Raw genomic sequence first — 22,877 nt, 5'->3', positions numbered from 1 at the left:
AGGTCAATACCTCCTCGATGGAAGCACTTCTGGAGGGACTTCCGGAGTCCCTGGGAGAGCGGGTTCTGACCCATTGGCGAAATTATCTCGAGGCTGCGGACCAGCCGATCGAGCCCTCGGCGGAACTGGCAAGGGTGTGGGCGTTCAGCGATTTCGTTGCTCGGAGCTGTAGCCGGAATCCCGACCTGCTGCAGGGGCTGCTCGGTAGTGGCGATCTGGAGCGGTCCTATGGGGAGGGTGAGCTTCGGCAGCGGCTTGATGCGGCGCTTGATGGCGTTTCGGACGAGAACGACCTGGGGGGACGCCTGCGCCGCTTCCGGCGGCTGGAGATGACTCGCATCGCCTGGCGTGATCTGGCCGGCTATGCCGATCTTGGCGAGGTGACCGCGGATCTTTCCGCCCTGGCGGAGGCCTGCATCGACGGCGCCCTGGTTCGGCTGTACGAATGGCAGTGCGAAGAGAAGGGCACGCCCTGCGGCAGCGATGGCAGAACCCAACAGTTGGTGGTGCTGGGCATGGGCAAGCTGGGTGCCCGGGAGCTCAATTTCTCCTCCGATGTCGACCTCATCTTCGCCTACCCCGAGGAGGGCGAAACCCGCGGCGGTCGCCGTAGCACCTCCAATCAGGAATTTTTCGTCCGCCTCGGCCAGCGGCTCATCACCGCCCTGGATCGCTCCACCGCGGAGGGTTTCGTCTTCCGGGTCGATATGCGCCTGCGCCCCTTCGGCGAATCCAGCACCCTGGCCCTCAGTTTTGATGCCATGGAGGCCTATTACCAGGTCCACGGCCGGGAGTGGGAACGCTACGCCATGATCAAGGCCCGACCGGTGGCCGGCGATCGGCAGGCCGGCGAGGAACTGATGGCGATGCTCAAGCCGTTCGTGTTCCGCCGTTATGTCGATTACGGCGCCTTTGAATCCCTGCGCGACATGAAAGGAATGATCGAGCGGGAGGTGAGGCGCAAGGGACTGGAGAACAACGTCAAGCTGGGAGCTGGCGGCATTCGTGAGGTGGAATTCATCGGCCAGGCCTTCCAGTTGATCCGGGGCGGTCGCGAGCCCACCCTTCAGCGCCGACCCATCCTGACGGTTCTCGAGGCCCTGCGCGGCTTTCAGTTGCTGCCGGACTTCGCCGTTGACGAGCTCGTCGACGCTTATCTATTCCTTCGCAATACCGAGCATCGCCTGCAGGAATTCGCCGATCAACAGGTGCACGATTTGCCGGAAGATGACGCCGGCCGGATGCGGGTCGCGCTGGCCATGGGCTATGTCGACTGGTCGGCATTTGAAGTCGACCTGCGCCAGCACATGCGCCGGGTCCACGAGCATTTCGAGCAGGTCTTCGCCGCACCACAACGGGAGCATGCCGAAAGCGACATCCTGGACACCAAGGGCGTGTGGGTGGCGACACAGGACGATGAGCAGGCACGGGATACGCTCAAACAGATCGGTTTCAATGAACCGGCACAAGCACTCAAGGCGCTGGCCAACGTCCGCGAATCCCACAGCTACCGCGCACTGTCGGCCCACGGCAAGGGGCGCATGGACCGGTTGATGCCGCTGTTGATTGGCGCCGCCGGGGCGATGGACGAACCCGAGACAGCCCTGGAGCGCTTGCTGAGCCTCATCAGTGCCGTTGCCCGGCGCACCGCCTACCTGGCGCTGCTGGTCGAGAACCCCATGGCGCTTTCCCAGCTGGTGAAGCTTTGTGCCTCCAGCTCCTGGATTGGCCGGCTGCTGGAGAAGCACCCGCAGCTGCTGGATGAGCTGCTCGATCCGCGCACGCTGTATGTGCCTCCCAAACGCGATGAGATGACCAATGAGCTGCGCCAGCGGCTGATCCGTATCCCGCCGGACGACCTCGAGCAGCAGATGGATGCCCTGCGTCACTTCAAGCAGGCGATTCTCTTGCGGGTAGCCGCCGCGGACGTCTCCGGGGCCGTGCCGTTGATGGTGGTTTCCGACCACCTGACCGCTCTGGCCGAGGTCATCCTCGACGAGGTCCTGGAACTGGCCTGGCGGCACATGGTGGATCGCCATGGCCGTCCCCAGTGCGGTGATGAACTCGCCTGCGACAAGGGCTTTGCCATTATTGCCTACGGCAAAATGGGAGGAATAGAGCTCGGCTACGGCTCTGATCTGGACCTGGTCTTCGTCCACAGTGGTGCCAGTGAAGGGCGTACCACCGACGGCGCCAGGCCGGTGGACAATGCCGTCTTTTACGCCCGCCTGGCCCAGCGCCTGGTACACCTGCTCAATACCCGCACCGCCGCGGGTGAGCTCTATGAAGTGGACATACGCCTGCGCCCGAACGGTGCATCGGGGCTGTTGGTGACCAGTGTGGAGGCATTGGAGGATTACCAGCGTGAACGCGCCTGGACCTGGGAGCACCAGGCTCTGGTCCGTGCACGGCCGGTGGCGGGAGATCCCGGTATTGCCGAACGCTTTCAGGCCGTGCGCGCCGAGGTGGTGAGTCACAAGCGGGAGGTCGGGAAGCTGCGCCGGGAGGTTCGCGAGATGCGCGAGAAGATGCGCGCCAACCTTCGCAAGGATGGAAGTCAAGGTTTCGACCTGAAGCAGGACCGGGGCGGTATCGCCGATATCGAATTTATGGTGCAATATGCCGTTCTGGCCTGGGCCCATACGTACCCTGACCTCGTCGAATTCACCGACAATATCCGCCTGCTCGAGCGGCTTGCCGAACGGGACCTGATTCCCGCGGTCGATGTCAGCCTGCTGACTGACGCCTTTCGGGCCTATCGGGCGCGCGTGCATCAGTTGACGCTGCAGGACCGGCCTGCAGTGGTGGGTGCCGATGAGTTTGCCGATTATTCCGATGGTGTTGTGCGCATTTGGCAGGGGTTGATGGAGCCGGGCTGATTTAGCAACAGCTTTAAACCGCAAAGGTCGCAAAGAGCACAAAGAAATCTGACTAAAGGTGGGTTGCCGGGGTAAATAGCGTAGGAGCGGCTCTGCCGCGATAAGATTCCACGCCGAGTCCGGAAAACCGCGGGAGCGAGTCCTTGGCGCTCTTTGCGACCTTTGCGGTTAAACGTCCTAGAAACCGCTGTATCGAGGAGAACGAGACAATGTCGATGGATGACCGCGACGGTGTCATCTGGTTTGACGGGGAGATGGTCCCCTGGCGGGAGGCCCGGACACACGTGCTGACCCATACGCTCCACTACGGCATGGGGGTCTTCGAAGGGGTTCGAGCCTATAACGCCGATAAGGGCACGGCGATTTTCCGTCTGCAGGATCACACCGACCGATTGTTCCGTTCGGCGCATATCCTCAACATGCCGATGCCCTATGACAAGGCAACCATCAACGAAGCGCAGCGGGCAGCGGTGGCTGAGAACGGTCTCGAATCCGCCTATCTTCGTCCCATGGCCTTTTACGGTTCCGAGGGGATGGGTCTGCGTGCCGACAACCTCAAGGTGCACGTGATTGTGGCAGCCTGGTCCTGGGGATCCTATCTGGGCAAGGAGGGCATGGAGAAGGGGATCCGCATCCGTACCTCCTCCTATACCCGGCACCACGTGAACATCACCATGTGCAAGGCCAAGGCCAATGGCAACTACATGAACTCCATGCTGGCGCTGCAGGAAGCGCTGGCCTGCGGTTATGACGAGGCCATGCTGCTGGACAATGAAGGCTATGTGGCGGAGGGTTCCGGAGAGAATATCTTCATTATCCGCAACGGCGTGATCTACACCCCGGATCTGACTTCGGCCCTGGAGGGCATCACTCGTGACACTATCGTTCAGCTGGCGGCCGAAATCGGGGTCGAGGTGCGCGAAAAACGCATTACCCGCGATGAAGTGTACATCGCCGATGAGGCCTTCTTCAGCGGCACCGCTGCCGAGGTAACCCCTATCCGCGAAGTGGACAACCGTGCCATCGGCGAAGGCCGTCGCGGCCCGATTACCGAGCGTCTGCAAAGCATGTATTTCGATCAGGTGCTCGGGCGACGCGACAGCCATCCGGAATGGCTCACCTACGTGCGATAAGAACAGAGGGAACAGCTATGAGCTCTGCCCCGCTTGAGCAGCAACGGACACTGAAAACCTCGAACACGGAAAGCTTCTATGAGGTGACCGAGGCGGATCTGCCGGTGCATTGCCCGATGGAGGGTACCACCTTGTGGAATTCCCATCCCCGGGTCTACCTGCCTCTAGAGGAGACCGGCGAAGCGCGTTGCCCCTATTGCGGCGCGATCTATCGACTGAAGCGGGATTAGAACGGGCGTTAAAGCGCTGCGAAACCCCTCGTGTTCAATCTTGCAGCGCCTCGATAGGGCTTGCACCACAGAGGCGGAAGTATCCGGACCGATAGTCAAGGAGTGACTTGAAGGCCATCTGCGAGGATGATCGGCTACGAGTCTTTTCTTGTGTATTGTCCTCGACGCAACCCCTGGTAGGGCGAAACCTCACCTTGCGGTCGGGTCTTGAACAGCCGGAACTGCCACATATACTGTTCCGGCGCCAACTTGATCAGCGCCTCATTGGCGGCACTCATCCGCTTCAGGTCCGCCTCCTCTTCGCCGCTCGGGTAATTCTCCAAGGCTGGCAGACACTTGGCTACATAGCACTTCTTTTCACGATCCCAATAACTGGTCAGCGGCACCACAGCCGCCTTGCTCACCTTCGCCAACCGTGGCAGTGCCGTGATGGTCGCTCGGGGAATGCCGAAAAACGGCACAAAACGGCTGTGTTCCGCGCCCAGATCCTCATCGGCCAGATAGTAGAAGCTTATCCCGGCCCGCAATGCCCGAATCCCCGGTCGTAGCCCCTCCTCGCGGCTGATGAGCCCCCCACCAGCAAAACGTATACGCCCACGGGCGATGAACCAGTCAACCAATGGATTCTTGGCCCGGTTGAACATCCCGACAACGGGTATCTTGCGTGAAATTGCCAGCCCGCCCGCATCCAGGAACAGACTGTGGGTCACCAGTAGCACCACCCCGCGACCAGCGTCCAGTTCTCGCTGAACATGCTCCAGCCCTTCCAGCCGAATTAAACGCTCAAGGTAAGCGGAACTGCGCCACCAGAATACGCCATAGTCCAGCACTGACTGTCCCAGCATGCAGAAACACTCCCGCACCATCGAGTCTCGTTCGGAGTCGCTTTTTTCCGGGAAACAGAGTTGTAGATTAATGGAGCTAATCCCGCGCCGCTTGTCATTGAAACGGTGCATAAGCAGTCCTGCTCTTCGGCCGATCCCGTGTCGAACCGGACGCGGCAACCAACTCATTAGCCACAATAGTCCAAGTGCGGCCCAAGTCGGCCAGAAGCGGGGAGACAGAAATTCGGCCCTGAAGGGGCCTGGGTATTTGGATGCTACAGAAGCTTGTGAGGGTGCCATTTAAGGAGAAATCCGAGAGAATCGCGAAAGGTATCATCTTCCCAACGCAGCCTGCACATTATCATACCCAGCCGATCTAAGTACCAGCCAGTGTTGTCACGGAATCGTGAGTCGCATCGATAGCCAAAGCGCTACGATATCTTGGAACCAAGGCGCAGAGTGCGGGGTCGAGCTCTTTGGGTAAACGTGTGCATCTGTGGGATTCTAGGCTCGAGCGCAAATGGTTTGGTTGGGAACCCGGAACCTCGAGGCCCACTAAACCCAATCGACATCCGGGATGTGACGGTCTGATACTGGTGGCGTACTAATCACTCAGACTCGGATGGCAGATCAGGCTAAGGGCTCCAGTATTTCGGTATAGAGTTTAAGCGTCTTTTCGACGCTTTGCTGGACATTGAAACATTCGCCAATCCTTTGTTGTGCCTGCCGCCCCATTTCCAACCGCTTGTAGTCGTCTTGGAGCAGTTTCGTGAATGCCTCCGCAAGGGCTTTCGGATCGCCAGGCGGAACAACCAGACCACTTATGCCCGGTTCCACTAGTTCAGGACTGCCTCCAGCATCGGTTACCACGGGTGCAATTGCCTGCGCCATTCCTTCGATCACGGCTCGCGGCAGGCCTTCGCGACGTAACGAAGGTAGTGTGATGATATCAAACTCGCCGGCAATGCGAGCAGCCTCGGGGTGGAAGCCGATAAGATGTATGCGATCCTTGCTGGCGCTCTTCTCATAGGCCGCGTATATCGATTTGTCGAGCACACGGCCCACCAGCACAAGATGTGGTCCCAAGCCACGGGGAATCAACTCCATAGCCTGAATCAGTTCGATAATACCTTTGCGTTTTTTCAGCCTGGCTACACAACCAATGGTCTTTGCACCTGAAGGTATGCCAAGATCCGGCAACAGTTTCTCATCGTGCTGATGCTGATACCACTCGATCCTGTGTCCTTTATAGATAGTTACAACTTTTTCAGGTTTAAATAAATTGAAGAAAAAGAGAAATCTTTTTTTCAGGAAAAACTGGCGGATTCCCTCGCAAACACAAACCATTCGTGTGATGCGAGGATTCAGGAATGAAAGCCATGAAAATGGATCCCAATAACTGAGGTTGCCGATGATTCCCCGGTAAGCAACAACAGGGGTGCGCATACCCCAGGATGCCAAGGTATAGTTGACTAGCAGCATCTTGCTAAACACGTGCACCAGACTGAATGACTCGTTTTCAAGAAGCTGACGCAAATTGCGTATAGCAGCGAAATCCACTTTCGAACGTATGCGGATCGGAATTACGCGGATCCCTGCCTCCTCCAGTTCCAATCGGCCCGGAGCATCGGGTCGACATATCACAGTGGCGTCGACCCCGGCCCCATGTAGGCCAATAATCATGTTCCGCTCACCCCGATCAGTTGTGTTCAATACATAGAGTACTTTTATGCAAGTGCCGTCGGGCATGATAAGTATCCTTCGATAAGTTAGATCGCCAACCTGTTTCGTTGACAATCCTGAAGTATGATCGGAACGCGTCCATTTTGGGAGAGCGTTATTAGCCGCACTGGCGGCGAAAAAATCACGTTTTTCGGGTCGAACCGCCTGATTTTATCGATCCAGCTATATGATTGCCGTTGAGGGGCCCGCAACGACTTCAATCCAGCGGATAAGCATCCTTTAGCAAATCGATATCTTCAATAACCGCATTGATTCTTCTGACCTGATCCGCTGAAAGCTCGCTGCGCCAACGCTCATCGATTTTAAGCTCATTAATATTCTTCATGTAGTTTGAAGTGCTGCTGTGAATAAAATGATGCGTCTCATTTGCCTGTAGAAGCATCTGTGGTTCAAACGCTGTTCCTATAAATTGGCACACTCGTTTAAGTTCTCGTTCGGGATACATGCAAAGATCCTCATATCTCAGTGCGAGAACATTACTCTTTCTGCCTCGTGTTAATTCTTGGTATCTTTTCATCCATTTTTTATAACGAAACAGAAAGCGATCGAGTCCTTTGTTGTTTGTTCTCAGCAAGGAAGCGCCAACCCCTCGAGGGTCGCGCAAGAGCACAATAAAGCCTGCACTCTCCGATTTCCAGTTAGAATGGGAAAAATAGCCCGTCATCGTGCGGAATACTTTGGTCTTGGAAAGATCCACGATTGCTTCGTTTTGAGACGCCGTTCGAAGCGAACCATAAAATTTGGGAGTGAATTTCCTATAGTTTAAACCGTATTTTTGCTTGATTGTCGGGAGATGTTGTCGCCAGAATTCACACTCCTTTATCCGATCGCCGCAACTGCATCGTAAGTCTTTCTTTAATGCCTCTTTTATGCGCATCAGCTCCCCAACGCATAAAATTCGAGAATGCATATTAAGCATTCTTCCTAAAAGCGTTGAGCCGCTGTGAGAAAAACTTAGAACAAACGTCAAGGGGTGGTGTGCCGGCACAGACGGAGTACTGTCTATCTGTTCTCTCTCTCTTTTCATCAATAATGCTCATTTAAGCGTTTGGTGATCGTTGCGCTGCGCTTGGCATGGATATCCTCTTCAAAGACGTCACCAAGAAATCTGAACGTCGTCTCGGTCGAATCCTTCGCGCATCGTCTCGTTCATGACAGGCCTCCCGTGAAGAAAACTCGGTGCTTAGCCTGCCAGAAAAAGGCGCGTAGCGGGATCGAGTCTCCTTATGCGGCGATCGACTCTGTTGCTGACCATCGAATAGTTCTCATCTCGGGGCGAACGGCCGCGAAAATGAGGGGATCCATGAGGCCTGAACCAACTCTAAACGCCACCGAGCGTTTCGGTCATCGGCAGCCAGGCAGCACGTGATTATTGCCAGCTTGCGAATGGGCTGCCGCGGGCAGAAAACCTTCCCGTGCGTCTTGGTGCCACGAAGTCCCGGCTTTTACGAACACTACTACGCAATATGCGCAGCAGGGAATCTGGTAGAATAATCAGCCGGCGCGATTTCTACAATCGGAAAAAGACCCTTGAAGTATTTACTCTATGCGGAACAGGATTATGCTTACTCCATCCTGCGCCCCCTACAAGACGCGATACGCGAGCGGGGAGGTGAAGCGCGTTGGTTTTTGGCCGGGCGTTCCATTCATCCTGAGTATCTGAAGGCGGACGAAGCCCGCTTGACGACCATCAAAGACGTCAAGAAGTGGGCTCCAGACGCTGTTCTCGTGCCGGGAAACAGTGTGCCTCAGTTTATCCCGGGTCTGAAGGTGGCTGTTTTTCACGGGTTTAACGTTGCGAAGGCTGGTCGCAGCGACAAACGAGGCCATTTTAACATTCGCGGGTGTTTCGACCTATATTGCACCCAAGGTCCAAATACGACACTTCGGTTTAAAGAGCTGGCAAAATCCTACGGATTCTTTAGGGTCGTCGAAACGGGTTGGGCGGCGGTCGACCCGTTGTTCCAGGATACTGCTGCTTCAGGCTCTGCAGCCGGTAACAAAAAGCCGACGATCTTGCTCTGCTCTACCTTTACCCCTCGCCTAAGCTGTGCGCCCCACCTTGTGGACACGATCAAAACACTCCGAGACCAGGGCAAGTGGCATTGGCTGGTTCAATTTCACCCTAAAATGGACGCAGCCACAGTGAATCAGTACAAAGCCATGGAAGGTGAGCACCTCGAATTCTTCGAGACGGACGCCATTATTCCTCTAATGAAAAGAGCGGATGTCATGTTGTCCGATACTTCGTCGGTGATGCTTATGTTTATGCTTCAACGAAAACCGGTGGTGACTTTCCGTAACCGAAGCCGGGGAAGTCGTGCACACCTGTTGAATGTGGAGGAGCCGGCGGAAATCGAAAAAACCATAATGCACGCGTTGACGAAACCCCCAGAGCTGATGGAGTGCATCGAACACTTTGTCGCAGACTATCACCCTTATCAAGATGGAAAATCGAGTGAACGCGTTCTGAACGCGGTGGAGAATATCGCCAGAGCAGGTCTGAAAAACAGGAAGGCAAAGCCATTGAATCTACTGAGGACGCTGAAAGAACGTAGAAAACTGGGATACTGGGGTTTGTAAATCTCCAACTAAACAGTGACCTGCCTAACGTCCAGTTTCAATATGTGCCGGTTGGATTCTAATCGGATTTATTTTCACGTGTGAGCAGCCACAGGCCTACATGCTTGTTGAAGTTTCCCTGGGCATAGTTCATCGCCACAATGAAGCCGATGCGGCCATCAAGAAAACCGCCCCGAATTACGTATATCCAGAAGAAAGTCCATATCGCGCGCATGAAAACCAGTGAAAGGCTTCGGTTTCGTTTACCGCGATCATAGTATTTCTGACTCCCGAGCCATGCATATTTGGCGTTTTTCTCAAGTGCATGGCCGTAATCCCTCGCTGTGTAGTGCAAGAGATATCCCTGTAACTTACCGACCTTCCCGTGCTTGTGTTGAATGGCTTCGTGCACCTGATCCATGGTGAAGCTGGCGTTTTCCCTTAAAAACAGACGTAATGGGGCGCGGGCGCTGCGGCCGAAACGGAGACGCGCGCCATGGCGAATCACGGCCCACTGGAGCTTGAAAGCGACCTCTTCGATGATTGGCTGTTCCAAAAGAGTCTTCAGTGCCTGCTGGGCTGTTTCGTCCAATGCTTCGTCTGCATCGATGGACAAAACCCATTCCTGAGTGGCTTTATCAAGAGCGCGCTGCTTCTGCGGGCCGTACCCCGGCCAATCCGTAACCCAGACTTTATCGGTATAGCGCTTGACGATGTCAATAGTTCCATCAGTACTACCACTGTCCAATACGATAATTTCGTCGGCTATTTCCCGCACCGATCGTAGACAACGTTCAATCCGGTCCGCTTCATTCAAGGTAATGATACATACCGACAAGGTATGCGGTCTGACGGAACTCATGTTGTTGACCCCTCTTGTTGTTTGAACAAAGTGAAACCGGTCTCTGGGGGAACTGCGAAGGCGAGATGTGGTTCTCTTTTCGAGGCAATGCTGACCTCTCGAGCCGGAGAGAGGCCTCGGTTCTTTGACTTTGGTTGTACAAGCATCATCTGGGCCTCAGGGGAAGGGCGGCCGATAATTGAGCCAGGCGTGGCCTCTGGTCCGGCACCAACGAGCGATCAGCGGCGACGTGACGAGTAATCCGGATAGTAGCGTACTGCGTGTTGTAGCCCGGCATCAATAACGCCATGCGGTTTTGCAAAGTGGAATCGCCAGGGCGTTGCCCGGTTGCGTCGTTTAACTCGGGTAGTTGGGCACTACACCGAACCGCCCGGTGCGAAATGGCTGGCTATGCTGCCGTATGGTAAGATTCACCGTCCTCCGCTTCGTCTTTTCTCATGAACGGAAAGAGTCTCGAACAGCTGGCTGTGCGGCCGCCGGATTCAGTCTGCCTGCTGCGCCTGTCGGCCCTGGGCGACATTACCCATATGGTGCCGGTGGTGCGTACGTTACAGGCCCATTGGCCCGACACCCGGATCACCTGGATCATCGGGAAGCTGGAATATTCGATGGTCGGAGATTTGCCGGGAATCGAGTTCGTCGTATTCGATAAGGGTAAAGGATGGCAGGCGTACGGCGATCTTCGTCGTGCGCTGCGGGGCCGCAGCTTCGATCTGTTTCTGCATATGCAGGTATCTCTGCGGGCCAGCCTTGTGAGCCTTTTGGTGCGCGCACCGATAAGACTTGGTTTTGACCGGGAACGAGCGAAGGATGCTCAGTGGTTGTTTACCAATCAACATATCGATGCACGACAGCGCCAGCATGTGCTGGATGGTTTTTTCGGCTTCGCCGAGGCGCTGGGAATCCGGGAGCGGGTGATGCGCTGGGATATTCCGATCCCCGAAGCAGCTCGTCGGTTCGCGGCCGAACAGGTCCCGACGGAGCGGCCGGTGCTGGTGATCAGCCCCTGTTCCAGCGATCGCTTTCGGAACTTTCGTAACTGGCCGGCCGAACGCTATGCGAGGGTGGTCGATTACGCCGCTGAACGGTACGGCATGCAGGTGGTGCTGACCGGTGGCCCGAGTGAGCTGGAGCGCGAGTATGGTGAAGCCATTTGCGCCCGGGCCCGCCATACTCCCATCAATCTGATCGGCGCGACCAATCTCAAGCAGCTATTGGCAGTGCTGGAGCGGGCGCGGGTTATCCTTTCCCCCGATTCCGGGCCGGCCCACATGGGCACGGCCGTCGACCGCCCGGTCATCGGGCTCTACGCCACCTCCAATACCCTTCGGACCGGCCCCTATCTCAGTCAGCGGTGGGTGGTGGACCGCTACCCGGAGGCGATACGGGAGAAGTTCGGGAAGGAGTTGGAGGCATTGCCCTGGGGCATTCGGGTCCGCGATGCCGAGACAATGAGCCGGATCCATGTGGCAGACGTGATAGCAAAGCTCGATGCGGTGATGGCGGAAGGGTAGCGGTTGGTTTTGTTTACCCGCAGGGGTGTTGCTGGAGCCAAGCCAAGTAACGATGCACCCCCTCCTCCACGGTGAGGAATTCCCGCTCGTAGCCAGTGGCACGCAGGAAGCTGAGATCCGCTTCGGTGAAGCTCTGATAGCGGCCCTTTAGGTGTTCGGGAAAAGGGATATATTCGATACGGCCGTGGCCGTGGTAGGCAATTACCGCCCGAGCGACGTCGTTGAAGGGCTGGGCGCGCCCGGTACCGCAGTTGAAGATGCCGCGCTTTTCCGGATGGTCCAGAAACCAGAGATTGACGGCCACCGCATCGTCGACATGGATAAAATCGCGTCTCTGGCCGCCGTTTTCGTAGCCGTCGCAACCCTCGAACAGGCGGATCGTCTCCCCCACTCGGAGCTGATTGCTGAGGTGGAAGGCGACACTCGCCATCGATCCCTTGTGCTGCTCCCGCGGGCCGTAGACATTGAAGTAGCGCAGGCCAACGATGGGACTCCCGGCACCCGGGAGCAGATGACGGACGTACTGGTCAAACTGAAACTTGGAGTAGCCGTAGACGTTGAGCGGCTGTTCGTGCTCGCGCTGCTCGCGGAAAACGGGTCCGGCCCCGTACACCGATGCGGAAGAGGCGTAGAGAAAAGGCACCTGCCGTTCCAAACAGGCGTGCAGCAGTTGTTTTGAGTACTCGTAATTGTTGCGCATCATGAAGCGCCCGTCCCACTCGGTGGTGGACGAGCAGGCGCCCTGATGAAAGAGGGCCTCGATGTCCGGATTTAGCCCTGAGGTCGTCACCTGCGTCAGGAAGTCATCCTTGTCCATATAGTCGCGGATCTCGCAGTCGGCGAGATTTCTGAATTTGGCACCGTAGCTGAGGTCGTCCACTACCAGTATATCGGTGTGTCCCCGGTCGTTCAGGGCCTTGACCAGATTGCTACCGATGAAGCCGGCACCGCCGGTGATGATGAACATCGTTCACTATCCCTTAGTCGCGGTTTTGCTCCCGGATGTTCTCGACGATGCGGGTTGTCGAACAGCCATCGACGAAGTCGAGAATAACGATCTTGCCCCCCGCTTTTTGTACGCAGGGGCCGCCGGCGATCTCCTCTGGGCGGTAATCGCCGCCCTTCACCAGCGTGTCCGGCAGTAGCTTGCAGATCAGACGTTCGGGGGTCTCTTCCGAAAAAGGAATGACCCAGTCGACGCTCTCCAGAGCGTTCAGCACTACCATTCGCTGTTCTACCGGGTTGATGGGGCGGCCTTCCCCCTTGAGTTTTCGTACAGAGGTGTCGTTATTGACAGCGACAATCAGTCGATCGCCCAGCGCCGCTGCCTGCTGCAGATAGGCGACGTGACCGGCGTGTAGAATGTCGAAGCAACCGTTAGTCATAACTATTCGCTCACCGTGGGCCCTGGCATCGCGCACAATCCCGACCAGCGCCTCCTCATCCATTACTCCACGGCTGAGCGGCTCCTGCTGCCGCATAGCCTGACGCAGCTCCGGAACCGTTGCGGTAGCCGTGCCCAGTTTGCCGACCACTACGCCGGCGGCGAGGTTCGCGAGGCTGGTTGCCATTTCAAAACTTGCACCGGCGGCGAGCGCACCTGCGAGCGTGGAGATCACGGTGTCGCCTGCTCCGGTGACATCGAACACCTCCCGGGCGTGGGTCGGAAGGTGCAGCGGCGGCTCATCCTTGATAAACAGGCTCACACCACGCTCGCTGCGGGTCACCAACAGTGCCTGGATCTCCAGTTCCCGCCGCAACTGCTCGGCGCGCAGCTCCAATTCGTGTTCGTCACGACAGATCCCAACCACGGCCTCGAATTCGCCAAGGTTGGGGGTAATGAGCGTCGCGCCGCGGTAACGCTCGAAATCGGTACCCTTGGGATCGATCAGTACCGGTTTCCCGGCGGCGCGTCCTGCCGAAATCAGGGCCCGGGCTGAGCGCAGGGTACCCTTGCCGTAGTCAGACAGGACGATCACGTCGGTGTCGGCGAGGCGATCCTGGTAATGGTCGAACAGGCCTTCCGCGCTGTAGCCGGGAAAACCATCCTCGAAATCAAGCCGAATCAGCTGCTGATGCCTGCTAATCACCCGTAGCTTGGTTACCGTGGGGAATTGCCCCTGCCGCTCGAACCGGCAGGTGACGCCCTGGGTTTCCAGGTGCAGCTGCAATGAATCGGCTGCCTCGTCATTGCCCGTCAGGCCGATGACGGTGGCCGAACCGCCCAAAGCCACGATATTGAGGGCGACGTTGCCCGCGCCGCCGGGTCGCTCCTCGACGTCGCCGACTCGAACCACCGGGACCGGAGCTTCGGGCGAAATCCGCGAGGTATCCCCGTGCCAATAACGGTCAAGCATCAGGTCACCAACGATGAGAACGCGTGCGCGGGAGAAATCGGGAAGTTCAAGCTTCATGGCAGAGGTCTGTTGGACCAACTATGCAAAAGAGGCATTTGAGGCAGCAGGTCGCCTCCGGCGCCAGGTAAAACCCGAGACATCTGGAATTGACCGCAGGCACTGGAATTCCGACCGGTCATGGCAGCCTTCAGTAAAGATAATTGTTGTTCCATTCCGAACAGTCCGGTGATACAGCCGGCAGCCCCGAACAACCCGTATGACTGCTCATTGAACATAGCCGAACACTCCGAGTGCGGGTTCGTGACCTCTCAAGTCTCGTTAATATAATAACTCAATACGTCTGCATAATGGGCTGAGAACAGCATCTTGCGTGCAGATGCTACATGCGAGTCCTGACCAGGACAACCTCACTCGAGCCCCAAAAAGGTGTAACGACTTGTGATTGGAACGCTAGGCTTTTCCAGCCTTGTTCCTGTTTGCGTACTGATATTGGTGTCCGTTTCTATACATCGAGCACCATTGATCCGAGAGTGTCGGTAAGAGCGTAACGGGTTTTCTGCTGGAGGTTGAATTGACGGTGCTAACCCGCCGATTTGAAGCCGGAGTTTATAAATAAGGTGGTGCTTTTCGGGCTCGGGTCAAGCGAGCATCTCCCTGAAATATTCGATCGTGCGTTCCAGCCCTTGCGCCAGTTTTACCCGTGGCTCCCAGGCGAGCTGTTCGCGGGCTAGATCGATCACAGGCTGTCGCTGCTTTGGGTCATCGAAAGGGAGTGGTTTGTAGTCTATTTCCGAGTGGGAACCGGTCATCTCCACGACCATTCCGGCCAGTTGGGAAATCGTGAATTCGCAGGGATTGCCGAGGTTGACCGGACCCGTGATCTCGTCGTTGGAATTCATCAGTCTTACAAATCCATCAACCATGTCATGGACATAGCAGAAAGAGCGCGTCTGATTTCCGCTGCCGTAGATGGTTATGGGTTCGTTCTTGAGGGCCTGTACGATAAAGTTCGAGACCACCCTGCCGTCACCGGGGTGCATGCGCGGACCGTAGGTATTGAAAATTCGAGCGACCTTTATTTTCAAGTGGTGCTGGCGGTGATAATCGAAGAACAGGGTTTCGGCGCACCGCTTTCCCTCGTCGTAGCAGGAGCGGTGGCCGATGGGATTGACGTGGCCCCAGTAGCCTTCCGGCTGGGGGTGCATCTCCGGATCGCCGTAGACCTCTGAGGTAGAGGCCTGCATGATTTTGGCATGCGTTCTCTTTGCCAGTCCCAACATGTTGATGGCACCGTGTACGCTGGTTTTGGTGGTCTGCACTGGATCGTACTGATAGTGGATCGGTGAGGCAGGACAGGCCAGGTTGAAGATCTCATCGATTTCAACGTACAGGGGAAAGGTCACATCGTGGCGCAAAAGTTCGAAGTTGGGATGCGGCAGCAGGTGCAGGATGTTTTCCTTGCTGCCGGTGAAGAAGTTATCCATGCAGATAACATCATGACCCTCGGCCAGCAGCCGCTCGCAAAGGTGCGAGCCGAGAAAGCCGGCTCCTCCGGTGACCAGTGTCCGTTTTCTGGTGTGCATTGTGTTTCTTCGACCACGATCCAGTGTTTTGCCGAATTGTTTCGGATTTCACCCGAAAACAGATGCTGCTGTCAGGTCAGTTTAGACAGGCGCGGTTCTCCTGCTCCTTCGGACCTGATAGCGAGGCACCGGCCCCTCATCCATGCCGCTATAAGCATAGCAATTGGTTTGACGTTGTTGCGCAACGGCGAAACGGCCAGGCGTTCGCCTCCGACTCGCTTTTCCGGTGAGGTTGAAAACCAGGAGTGACTTCTATCGAGTGCGACCGGTGTCAGGACGTGTAGAGGGGACAGGAAGGCAAAATCAGGCGGTATTCTGTTCAGCAGATTGTGTCATTGCCCGATCCAGGGTTTCGATGACCTCTTCCGGGGTGATGCGCTCCATGGTTCCCGGAGTGCGTACGCGCGCACCCCACCGAACCTGTTCCGGTGGTTTGCCGTAGCGCTCCTGAACCGCTTCGGCGTACCTGCTGACGACCAGATCCGGGCTCCCGTAGGGCCCGGCCCGTTCCGGGTTGGTGGTGGCGTAGAGGCCGATGACCGGGGTACCGGCAGCGTTAGCCAGATGGGCCGGCCCGTTGTCGGGGGCCAGCACCAGAGTCGCACTTTGGAGAATGGCGAACAGTTGCTTCAGGTCGGTCCGGCCCACCAGGTTCAGAGACTCGTGGCGCATTAGGGTGGTGATTTCCTCCCCGTACCGGTTTTCCGTGCTGCTCAGGCCCCCGGTAATGATGATCCGCATGCCGTGATGCTCCGCCGCATGGTCGGCGACAGCCGCATAGCCTTCCGCCGTCCAGTTGCGATACGCCTGACTGGCACAGGGGCTAATCACGAGGGTGGGTTGTTCGTCGGGGATTGCCTGCCGGGAACAGGTGCGGGCGTATTCCGGGATGGAGATATCCCAGCGCATGACTCGCTCGTTGATGCCGAGCGCTTCACTTAATCCGAAAAAGCTGTCGATGACGTGCTGCCGGGGCCGGTAAGGAATCCGCTGGTTGGTGAAAAGCCACTGGAAATCCCTTGCCCGTCTGCGGTCGAAACCCAGTCGAACATCGGCTTTCACCAGCAGGCTGACCAGGCTCGCGCGCAGGGACATCTGCATGTGCAGCAGTACATCGAAGTGTCGACCAGAGAGCTTGCGCCTGATCTCGGCGAAGGCGCTCCATCGCTTCGCCTTGTCAAAGGTGATAAATTCGATCCCTTCAATGTCCCCCACCAGGGAGTGTTCGGCCTTGCCGATGATCCAGGTGATCTGCGTTTTCGGCCAGTGGGCCTGCAGCGTACGGATCACGGGCAGGACGTGACTGACATCCCCGACTGCCGAGAGGCGGAGCAAACAGAGCCGCTCCGGCGGCGAGTTTAACGGCAGCTTGTTCATGAACCCAAAATATCTCAGGAACGGAAAAGAACACATCCTATACGATGCCGATACCCCTGACCAAGTGGAAGGGGCTTTCTTCGAGCCGGAGGTGTGGCAACGGCGTAATGACCTGATTGGCACTGCCCAGGGCCGCGGCGCAGCGGTGTTTGTACGCGGCGACGGTGGCGAGTATGTGTTGCGGCACTATCGTCGGGGCGGGGCTCCGGCCAAAATCTCCCACGATTGTTATTTCTGGCTGGGCCTGGGGCAGACTCGTGCATGGCGCGAATGGCATTTGCTGGTCTCGTTACACCGTCGCGCCCTGCCCGCGCCGCGTCCTGTTGCCGTCCGGGTGATTCACGCCGGGCTCTGTTACCGGGCGGACATCGTCACCGCCCGCATTCCGGGAAACTCGCTAGGCCAGCTTCTGCGCCATGAGGAGGTACCCCCGGAGACCTGGAAGGCCGTTGGCATCTGTATCCGCAAGTTCCACGACGCAGGCGTCTACCATGCCGATCTCAATGCGAACAACATCCTGGTGGCGGAGAGCGGTGAGGTCTTTCTGGTCGACTTCGACAGGGGGCGGTTCCGTCCATCCGGGGGATGGCGGCAAGGAAATCTCGAGCGTCTGCAGCGCTCGCTACGCAAGCTCTCGAACCTCGATGTCCGCTTCACCTACAGCGAATGCGACTGGGAACACCTGCTGGTCGGCTATCGCTGAACGGTAGATGTGTGGAGGCTCGCTCTGGCAAGGGGTCTTCACCGCAGAGGCGCAGCGTAACTTCGGAATCAGGGTGATTCAGCATCCCTCATAGTCTCACCGCTGTCCCTGGCGGTGTGCGGCCGACCACCGGACATCAGTAACTTGCACCCAACCTATGCGGTTGCCTGCCTCCGGAATACCTCGGGAAGACAGGTTTCCAGCTCGTCCAGGTAGCGCTCTGCGATATCACACCTTTCCTGTACAGTACGCCGCGCGGCCTCTCCCATGGATTCGCGAATCGCCGGCTCTTGCAGGAACCGCCGGAAAGCACCGGCGAGTTCTCCTTCGGATGCGATCTGGCATATCGCCGCTTGCTCCTTCAGCAGCGCCGTCTCCGACTGGAAATTTTCCATATGGGGCCCGACGATGACCGCCTTCCCCAAGGCCGCCGGTTCGAGCAGGTTCTGTCCCCCTTTGGGGACCAGAGAGCCCCCCATGAACACCAGAACGGCGCCCGCGATGAAGTGCCCCAGTTCACCAAAGGTATCGGCGATGTAGATCTCTGTCTCCCCACTGACCGCCTCGTCTCGACTGCGTACGGCCAGCCGCAATCCCTTCAGGTCGCGAAGAATGGCAGATAGCCGTTTAGGGTGGCGGGGTACGATCACCAGCAGATGATCATCGCGTCCGGCAGCTCGCCAGGCCCGAACCACCATCTTTTCCTCGCCATCCCGGGTGGATGCTGCGACGGCGTAGGGACGGCCGAGCTCGATAGGAGCAACCGGCCGATCCGGCTCCAGCACTGCGAATTTGATATTACCGACGCTGCGGGTGGTCTCCCGGCGGGCCCCTAACCGGATATAGTTCAGGCGATCGCTATCCGAGCGCGCGAGCACACACGCTGTCCGGGCGAGGGATCGTGCATAGAGACGACGCACCCAGGCTGCAGCGCCCAGTGTACGCGGCGAGAGTCGACCGTTGACGATGGCTAGCGGAGTGCCCGCATCGGAGCATGCCTTGAACAGGCAGGGCCATAATTCGGTTTCCATGATCAGGCCACATCGTGGCCGGAAGCGCCTCAGGAAGGCGGACACGGCCCGCGGGCGATCCAGCGGCAAATAGGCGTGTCTCACCGAGGCAGGCAGCCGGTCGCGAACCGCCCTTGCTCCGCTGGGCGTCACGGTGGTGACCAGTAGCTGCTGGTCTGGATAGCGTAGAGACAGGTGTTTGACCAGCGGCGCAGCGGCGTGGACTTCCCCTACCGAGGCAGCATGCAGCCAGAGGTCTGCCGGTTTTCCCGGGCGGTAGCGCCCGAACCGTTCGCGTCGGTACCGGCCATCCCGGTTCTGTAAGGCTTGCCATGCGGTGTAGGCGCCGAGCAGTGGCATCAGTGCCGTGATAAGGACTCGGTAACGAAGCCAGTCGCGACGCTCGGCGTTCATGAGTAGACGCGTTTCCCGCTGTCCGGCAAGGTGCGAAAGCGGCGGTGCAGCCACAGATACTGGTCGGGTGCCTTTTTCACCTGCTGCTCGATAAGCCGGCTGATGCGGGCGGTATCGGTCTGATCGTCTCCGGATGGGAAGTCCTTCAGCGCCGGTAGAAGCGTCAGATCATAACCGCTGCCGTCTTCCCGGCGAAACGGGAAAAAGGGCACGACGGCCGCCCCGCTGATGGCGGCAAATCGGGAGGTTGCGGTAACTGTCGCCGTCGGCACACCAAAAAATGGTACGAAAACGGCGTTTTTGCGGCCGAAGTCCTGGTCGGGGGCGTACCAGCAGACGCGATTGTCTTTCAGGCCGCGAATCATGCCCCGCACGTCGTGGCGCTGAACCGCCCGCCGGTAGTGGCGCTCGCGCGAGCGTTTCAGTACGGCCTCGAAGAGCGGGTCACGCTGCTGTTTGTACATGACCTGGAACGGCTGATGAAAAGAGAGCAGTCGACCGCCAATCTCCAGGCAGGTGATGTGGGCGGATAGAAGAATGACGCCCTTGCCTTGCGCCACTGCCGCCTTCAGATGCTCCAGCCCATCTATATGACAAAGGGGTTCCAACCACTCCCGGTCCCCCCACCAGGAGAGTCCGCTCTCGAAAATCGATATCCCTCCGGAACGAAATACCCGCCGCACGAGACGCTCTCTCTCTCCACCGTCAAGTTCCGGAAAGGCGAGTTCCAGGTTGGTGCGCGCAATTCGACGCCGTGAAGGCAGGAGCCGGTAGAGCAGGGCGCCGAGTCCCGCCCCGAGTCTCACTTGCCAGCGATAGGGAAGGGCTACGCAGCTACGCAGAAAGCCCAGCGCCAGCCACATCGGCCAGTGTCGAGGGGAGAGAAAGCGGATCGGGTGGAAGTCTTTATCGGACATTGGCGGCAGGCCAGCAGCGAGTAATTAGTAGCGAGTAGCTAGTGGCTAGTCGCGAGGTGGCTGGCCGGTTACCCGTGCGGTTACTCCTCGCAACTCGTAACTCGCAACTCGTCACTAGACATTCTGTCCGCGTCGGGATGCCATGGCTTTTCCTAGCCGCTTCAGCTGATCGGTGCTGAGCAGGTGTTGGGCGATGTCGAGAATGTCCTCGTTTTCCGTGGCGATGTGGTCACGGTAGGCGCTGTTGAACTCGTTGACATGCGCCTCGAAGAGGTCGAGATCCTCCAGCCGGCCCAGCCGCTCGAGTTCCGGTGCCAGTTGCTGCCAGGCCGCATCCATGCGCTCGTGGTCCTTCTTCATGCGGTGTACCGCGTCGGCGAGCTTGAGGGAGACCTGGGAAAGGAGCGGAAACAGATCTTTCTCTTCGTCTTCGTGGTGATGTTTGCCGGCGGTGCTGAAATAGCGATGCACTTTCCCGGCCGCCTTGCGGGCATCGGCATCGACGCCTTTGTCCCGGAGGTGGGCGACCAGCCGCTCCAGGGTTTCGCAGTGGCTCAGAATGCGATCGTGGCAAGCGCGCAACAGACCCAGTGGATCCTTGAAGTCGGGGGCGGCGGAGGGAAACGGGGATTCGCTCATGATTGTATTCTGCTGGAGTTTTCAGATCGGAAACGGGATGGTCAGGTTACCTGACTAGCGCGGAGACGGCCTTGAACTGTCCATGGTGAGCGTCGCGAATCCATTCGAACAGCACCGACTCGACATTGGTGACTACGACCCCTGCCTGGCGGAGGCGTTCCAGGGCGTTGCGGCGGTGCGACTCGTTTCGTGAACAGATGGCATCCTCTACCACGAATACGGCATAACCGTCGGCCTGGAGCTCCATTGCGGTCTGCAGCACACATACGTGAGCCTCCATCCCGGCAAGAATCACCTGTCGTTTGCCGTTGCGGTTCAGGGCCTCTGAAAAAGCAGGCTCGCCGCTGCAGGCGAAGCAGGTCTTCTCGACGGCCTCGAGCGTCTTGGGGAAATGCCAGGCGACCTCCTCCTCTGTGGGGCCGAGTCCCCGGGGATACTGTTCGCTGGCAATCAGGGGGATATCCAGAAGGCCCGCGGCCTGTATCAGCATCCCGGCGTTGCGGATGACCCGGATCCGGTCTTCTGCCTGCATCGCACCGGCCAGGCGGGTCTGGATGTCCACCACCACGAGCTGGCTCTCGGCGGCGTCGCAAAGGCGATTCTGAAGGGCGGGTCTGGTCATCGGCACAGGGTTCCCTTGCTTACAGCGCCAGCCACTCGTTGATCGCCTTGATGTCCTCGGGAGTCAGGGTGCCGGCTGCCTGTTTCAGGTTCAGAGTCGACAGGATGTAGTCGTAGCGGGACTGGGCGTAATCGCGTTTGGCGCGGAACAGTTCGCGCTGGCTATTGAGCACGTCGACCGCAGTTCGGGTGCCTACCTCGAACCCGGCCTGGGTGGCCTCAAGGGCCGTTTGGGCCGACTCGACCGCCTGTTCGCGCGCCCGTACCTGACTGATGCCCGCCTCGACGTTCAGGTAGGCCTGACGGGTCTGGCTGATCGTCGACCGGCGCTGCTGTTCGAGTTGTTCGCGCGCCTGGTTGTAGAGTGCGTGTGCCTCGCGGACCCGGGATGAAGTGAAACCACCCTGATAGAGCGGCACCGAGAGCTGCAGGCTAATGGTGTTGCTCTCCTCGTCTCTGCCGAAAAGCGGGGCGTCCGTGTTGTCGGAACGACTGTGCTGCGCTTCGAGATCCACGGTTGGATAGTATCCGGCCCGCTGGTTGCGGATCTCCTGGTCGGCCACCTTGGTTGCGGCGGCGGCGGCGAGCAGTTCCAGGTTGCGGTCGGTCGCGGTATCCACCCAGGCATCGATATCGGTGGGCTCGGGTGATACCAGCGGAATCTCCTCTTGCAGGGGGGCCAGTGACTCGAAGGAGAGGCCGGTAATCTCCCGAAGTGCCTCCTGTGCCACGTCCAGCTGATTCCGGGCGCCGATTTCCTGGGCCACCGCTGCATCATAGCCGGCACGGGCCTCGTGCACATCGGTGATGGCCGAAAGCCCGACCTCGAAGCGCTGCTCGGTCTGGCGCAGCTGCTGTTGCGTCGCCCTCTGCTCTGCCTGGGCAAACTCCAAAGCATCGCGGGCGGCCAACACGTTGAAATAGGCCTGGGAGACACGAAGCGCAAGGCCCTGCTGGGCACTGCCGTACTGGGCCTCGGCCTGTCGGATGCGGCTGTCGGATTGCTGGTACTGAATCCAGGAACCGTAGCGGAACAGCGCCTGGCTGAGGGTCAGCGAATAGCCGGTGGAGTTATAGTCCGTGCTACCGGTATCACCGAGGTTACTCTCCACGATTTCGGAATCGATGCGTGACCAGTTGGCGCCTGCATTGACCTGCGGCAGAAGGGCGGCACGACTCTGCGGTCTGACCTCCCGGGCTGCCTGGAAGCCCGCCGCGGCGGCAGCCAGTTGCGGATCGCTTTCGGTGGCGATCTGGTAGACCTGCCACAGGTCGGCGCCTTGCGCCGGCGTGGCCGCCGTTGCCAACAGACCGAGCACGGAGAGGGCCTTGATAAGGGGCTTCTTCATTGTAATACCTGCTATAAAATCCTGTTGGGCGAAAGTAAACAGGCGCGCGGCGACAAGGCGCCGTAAAGGCGTATAGGATGAGGCTCAATTGGGCCTGAATCAACACTCTGCGACTCGGTATCCTGTCCGATTATAGCCCGTGGCCTAGCCGGAAGTCAGC

At 58.3% G+C, this 22,877-nt stretch carries 19 protein-coding genes; 6 read left to right on the top strand and 13 right to left on the bottom strand.

Features of this window, described 5'->3' with window-relative positions; all coding sequences use genetic code 11:
• Positions 1-17 precede the first annotated feature (17 nt).
• From glnE to BLP65_RS03170, 3 genes are all read left to right on the top strand, one after another.
• On the top strand, positions 18-2,879 hold the full coding sequence (gene glnE / locus BLP65_RS03180) for a bifunctional [glutamate--ammonia ligase]-adenylyl-L-tyrosine phosphorylase/[glutamate--ammonia-ligase] adenylyltransferase (RefSeq protein ID WP_092993223.1): 2,862 nt from the start codon (positions 18-20) through the stop codon (positions 2,877-2,879).
• 209 nt (positions 2,880-3,088) lie between these two features.
• Entirely contained in the window at positions 3,089-4,012 is a 924-nt protein-coding gene (locus BLP65_RS03175) for a branched-chain amino acid transaminase (protein WP_092992554.1), read from the top strand.
• 17 nt (positions 4,013-4,029) lie between these two features.
• Entirely contained in the window at positions 4,030-4,242 is a 213-nt protein-coding gene (locus BLP65_RS03170) for a zinc-finger domain-containing protein (protein WP_092992552.1), read from the top strand.
• A 134-nt stretch (positions 4,243-4,376) separates the two neighbouring features.
• Here BLP65_RS03170 and BLP65_RS03165 read toward each other — a convergent pair whose 3' ends face one another.
• The 3 genes from BLP65_RS03165 to BLP65_RS03155 all read right to left on the bottom strand — a co-directional run bounded on the left by BLP65_RS03165 (position 4,377) and on the right by BLP65_RS03155 (position 7,836).
• Positions 4,377-5,366: an LpxL/LpxP family acyltransferase gene (locus BLP65_RS03165; RefSeq protein WP_092992550.1), complete on the bottom strand. Its 990-nt coding sequence runs from the start codon at positions 5,364-5,366 to the stop codon at positions 4,377-4,379.
• A 330-nt stretch (positions 5,367-5,696) separates the two neighbouring features.
• Entirely contained in the window at positions 5,697-6,815 is a 1,119-nt protein-coding gene (locus BLP65_RS03160) for a glycosyltransferase (protein ID WP_092992548.1), read from the bottom strand.
• A 190-nt stretch (positions 6,816-7,005) separates the two neighbouring features.
• The gene (locus BLP65_RS03155; RefSeq protein WP_092992546.1) at positions 7,006-7,836 is read right to left on the bottom strand and encodes a sulfotransferase family protein; all 831 of its coding nucleotides are present in this window, start codon (positions 7,834-7,836) and stop codon (positions 7,006-7,008) included.
• A gap of 503 nt (positions 7,837-8,339) precedes the next feature.
• Here BLP65_RS03155 and BLP65_RS03150 point away from each other — a divergent pair.
• Positions 8,340-9,392, top strand: coding sequence for a CDP-glycerol glycerophosphotransferase family protein (locus tag BLP65_RS03150; protein WP_217631888.1), 1,053 nt, complete (start codon positions 8,340-8,342; stop codon positions 9,390-9,392).
• Between the two features lie 58 nt (positions 9,393-9,450).
• On the opposite strand, the gene BLP65_RS03145 is transcribed toward BLP65_RS03150, so the two are convergent.
• The gene (locus BLP65_RS03145) at positions 9,451-10,233 is read right to left on the bottom strand and encodes a glycosyltransferase family 2 protein (protein ID WP_092992542.1); all 783 of its coding nucleotides are present in this window, start codon (positions 10,231-10,233) and stop codon (positions 9,451-9,453) included.
• 437 nt (positions 10,234-10,670) lie between these two features.
• Here BLP65_RS03145 and BLP65_RS03140 point away from each other — a divergent pair, with 437 nt between their 5' ends.
• A complete protein-coding gene (locus BLP65_RS03140; protein WP_092992540.1) occupies positions 10,671-11,747 on the top strand; it encodes a glycosyltransferase family 9 protein in 1,077 nt (358 codons plus the stop codon).
• Positions 11,748-11,760: 13 nt separating this feature from the next.
• Here BLP65_RS03140 and rfaD read toward each other — a convergent pair whose 3' ends face one another.
• From rfaD to BLP65_RS03120, 4 genes are all read right to left on the bottom strand, one after another.
• Positions 11,761-12,714: an ADP-glyceromanno-heptose 6-epimerase gene (gene rfaD / locus BLP65_RS03135; RefSeq protein ID WP_092992538.1), complete on the bottom strand. Its 954-nt coding sequence runs from the start codon at positions 12,712-12,714 to the stop codon at positions 11,761-11,763.
• A 13-nt stretch (positions 12,715-12,727) separates the two neighbouring features.
• Positions 12,728-14,161, bottom strand: coding sequence for a bifunctional D-glycero-beta-D-manno-heptose-7-phosphate kinase/D-glycero-beta-D-manno-heptose 1-phosphate adenylyltransferase HldE (hldE, locus tag BLP65_RS03130; protein ID WP_092993220.1), 1,434 nt, complete (start codon positions 14,159-14,161; stop codon positions 12,728-12,730).
• Positions 14,162-14,742: 581 nt separating this feature from the next.
• A complete protein-coding gene (locus BLP65_RS03125) occupies positions 14,743-15,687 on the bottom strand; it encodes a UDP-glucuronic acid decarboxylase family protein (RefSeq protein ID WP_092992536.1) in 945 nt (314 codons plus the stop codon).
• A gap of 303 nt (positions 15,688-15,990) precedes the next feature.
• Entirely contained in the window at positions 15,991-17,064 is a 1,074-nt protein-coding gene (locus tag BLP65_RS03120; protein ID WP_092992534.1) for a glycosyltransferase family 9 protein, read from the bottom strand.
• On the opposite strand from BLP65_RS03120, the gene BLP65_RS03115 reads away from it, so the two are divergent.
• On the top strand, positions 17,063-17,767 hold the full coding sequence (locus BLP65_RS03115) for a 3-deoxy-D-manno-octulosonic acid kinase (RefSeq protein WP_092992532.1): 705 nt from the start codon (positions 17,063-17,065) through the stop codon (positions 17,765-17,767). The genes BLP65_RS03120 and BLP65_RS03115 overlap by 2 nt on opposite strands.
• A gap of 155 nt (positions 17,768-17,922) precedes the next feature.
• Here BLP65_RS03115 and BLP65_RS03110 read toward each other — a convergent pair whose 3' ends face one another.
• The 5 genes from BLP65_RS03110 to BLP65_RS03090 form a co-directional block, all read right to left on the bottom strand.
• On the bottom strand, positions 17,923-19,191 hold the full coding sequence (locus BLP65_RS03110) for a 3-deoxy-D-manno-octulosonic acid transferase (protein ID WP_092992530.1): 1,269 nt from the start codon (positions 19,189-19,191) through the stop codon (positions 17,923-17,925).
• Positions 19,188-20,108, bottom strand: a complete 921-nt coding sequence (lpxL, locus tag BLP65_RS03105; protein ID WP_092992528.1) for an LpxL/LpxP family Kdo(2)-lipid IV(A) lauroyl/palmitoleoyl acyltransferase — start codon at positions 20,106-20,108, stop codon at positions 19,188-19,190. Before lpxL ends, BLP65_RS03110 begins: the two co-directional genes overlap by 4 nt.
• Positions 20,109-20,222: 114 nt before the next feature.
• A complete protein-coding gene (locus BLP65_RS03100) occupies positions 20,223-20,747 on the bottom strand; it encodes a hemerythrin domain-containing protein (protein WP_092992526.1) in 525 nt (174 codons plus the stop codon).
• A 46-nt stretch (positions 20,748-20,793) separates the two neighbouring features.
• A complete protein-coding gene (locus tag BLP65_RS03095; protein WP_092992524.1) occupies positions 20,794-21,369 on the bottom strand; it encodes an isochorismatase family protein in 576 nt (191 codons plus the stop codon).
• A gap of 19 nt (positions 21,370-21,388) precedes the next feature.
• A complete protein-coding gene (locus BLP65_RS03090) occupies positions 21,389-22,717 on the bottom strand; it encodes a TolC family outer membrane protein (RefSeq protein ID WP_092992522.1) in 1,329 nt (442 codons plus the stop codon).
• Positions 22,718-22,877 lie beyond the last annotated feature (160 nt).

The organism is Thiohalomonas denitrificans (assembly GCF_900102855.1).
Classification (GTDB): Bacteria; Pseudomonadota; Gammaproteobacteria; order Thiohalomonadales; family Thiohalomonadaceae; genus Thiohalomonas; species Thiohalomonas denitrificans.
This window is presented reverse-complemented; position numbering and strand designations above follow the sequence as displayed.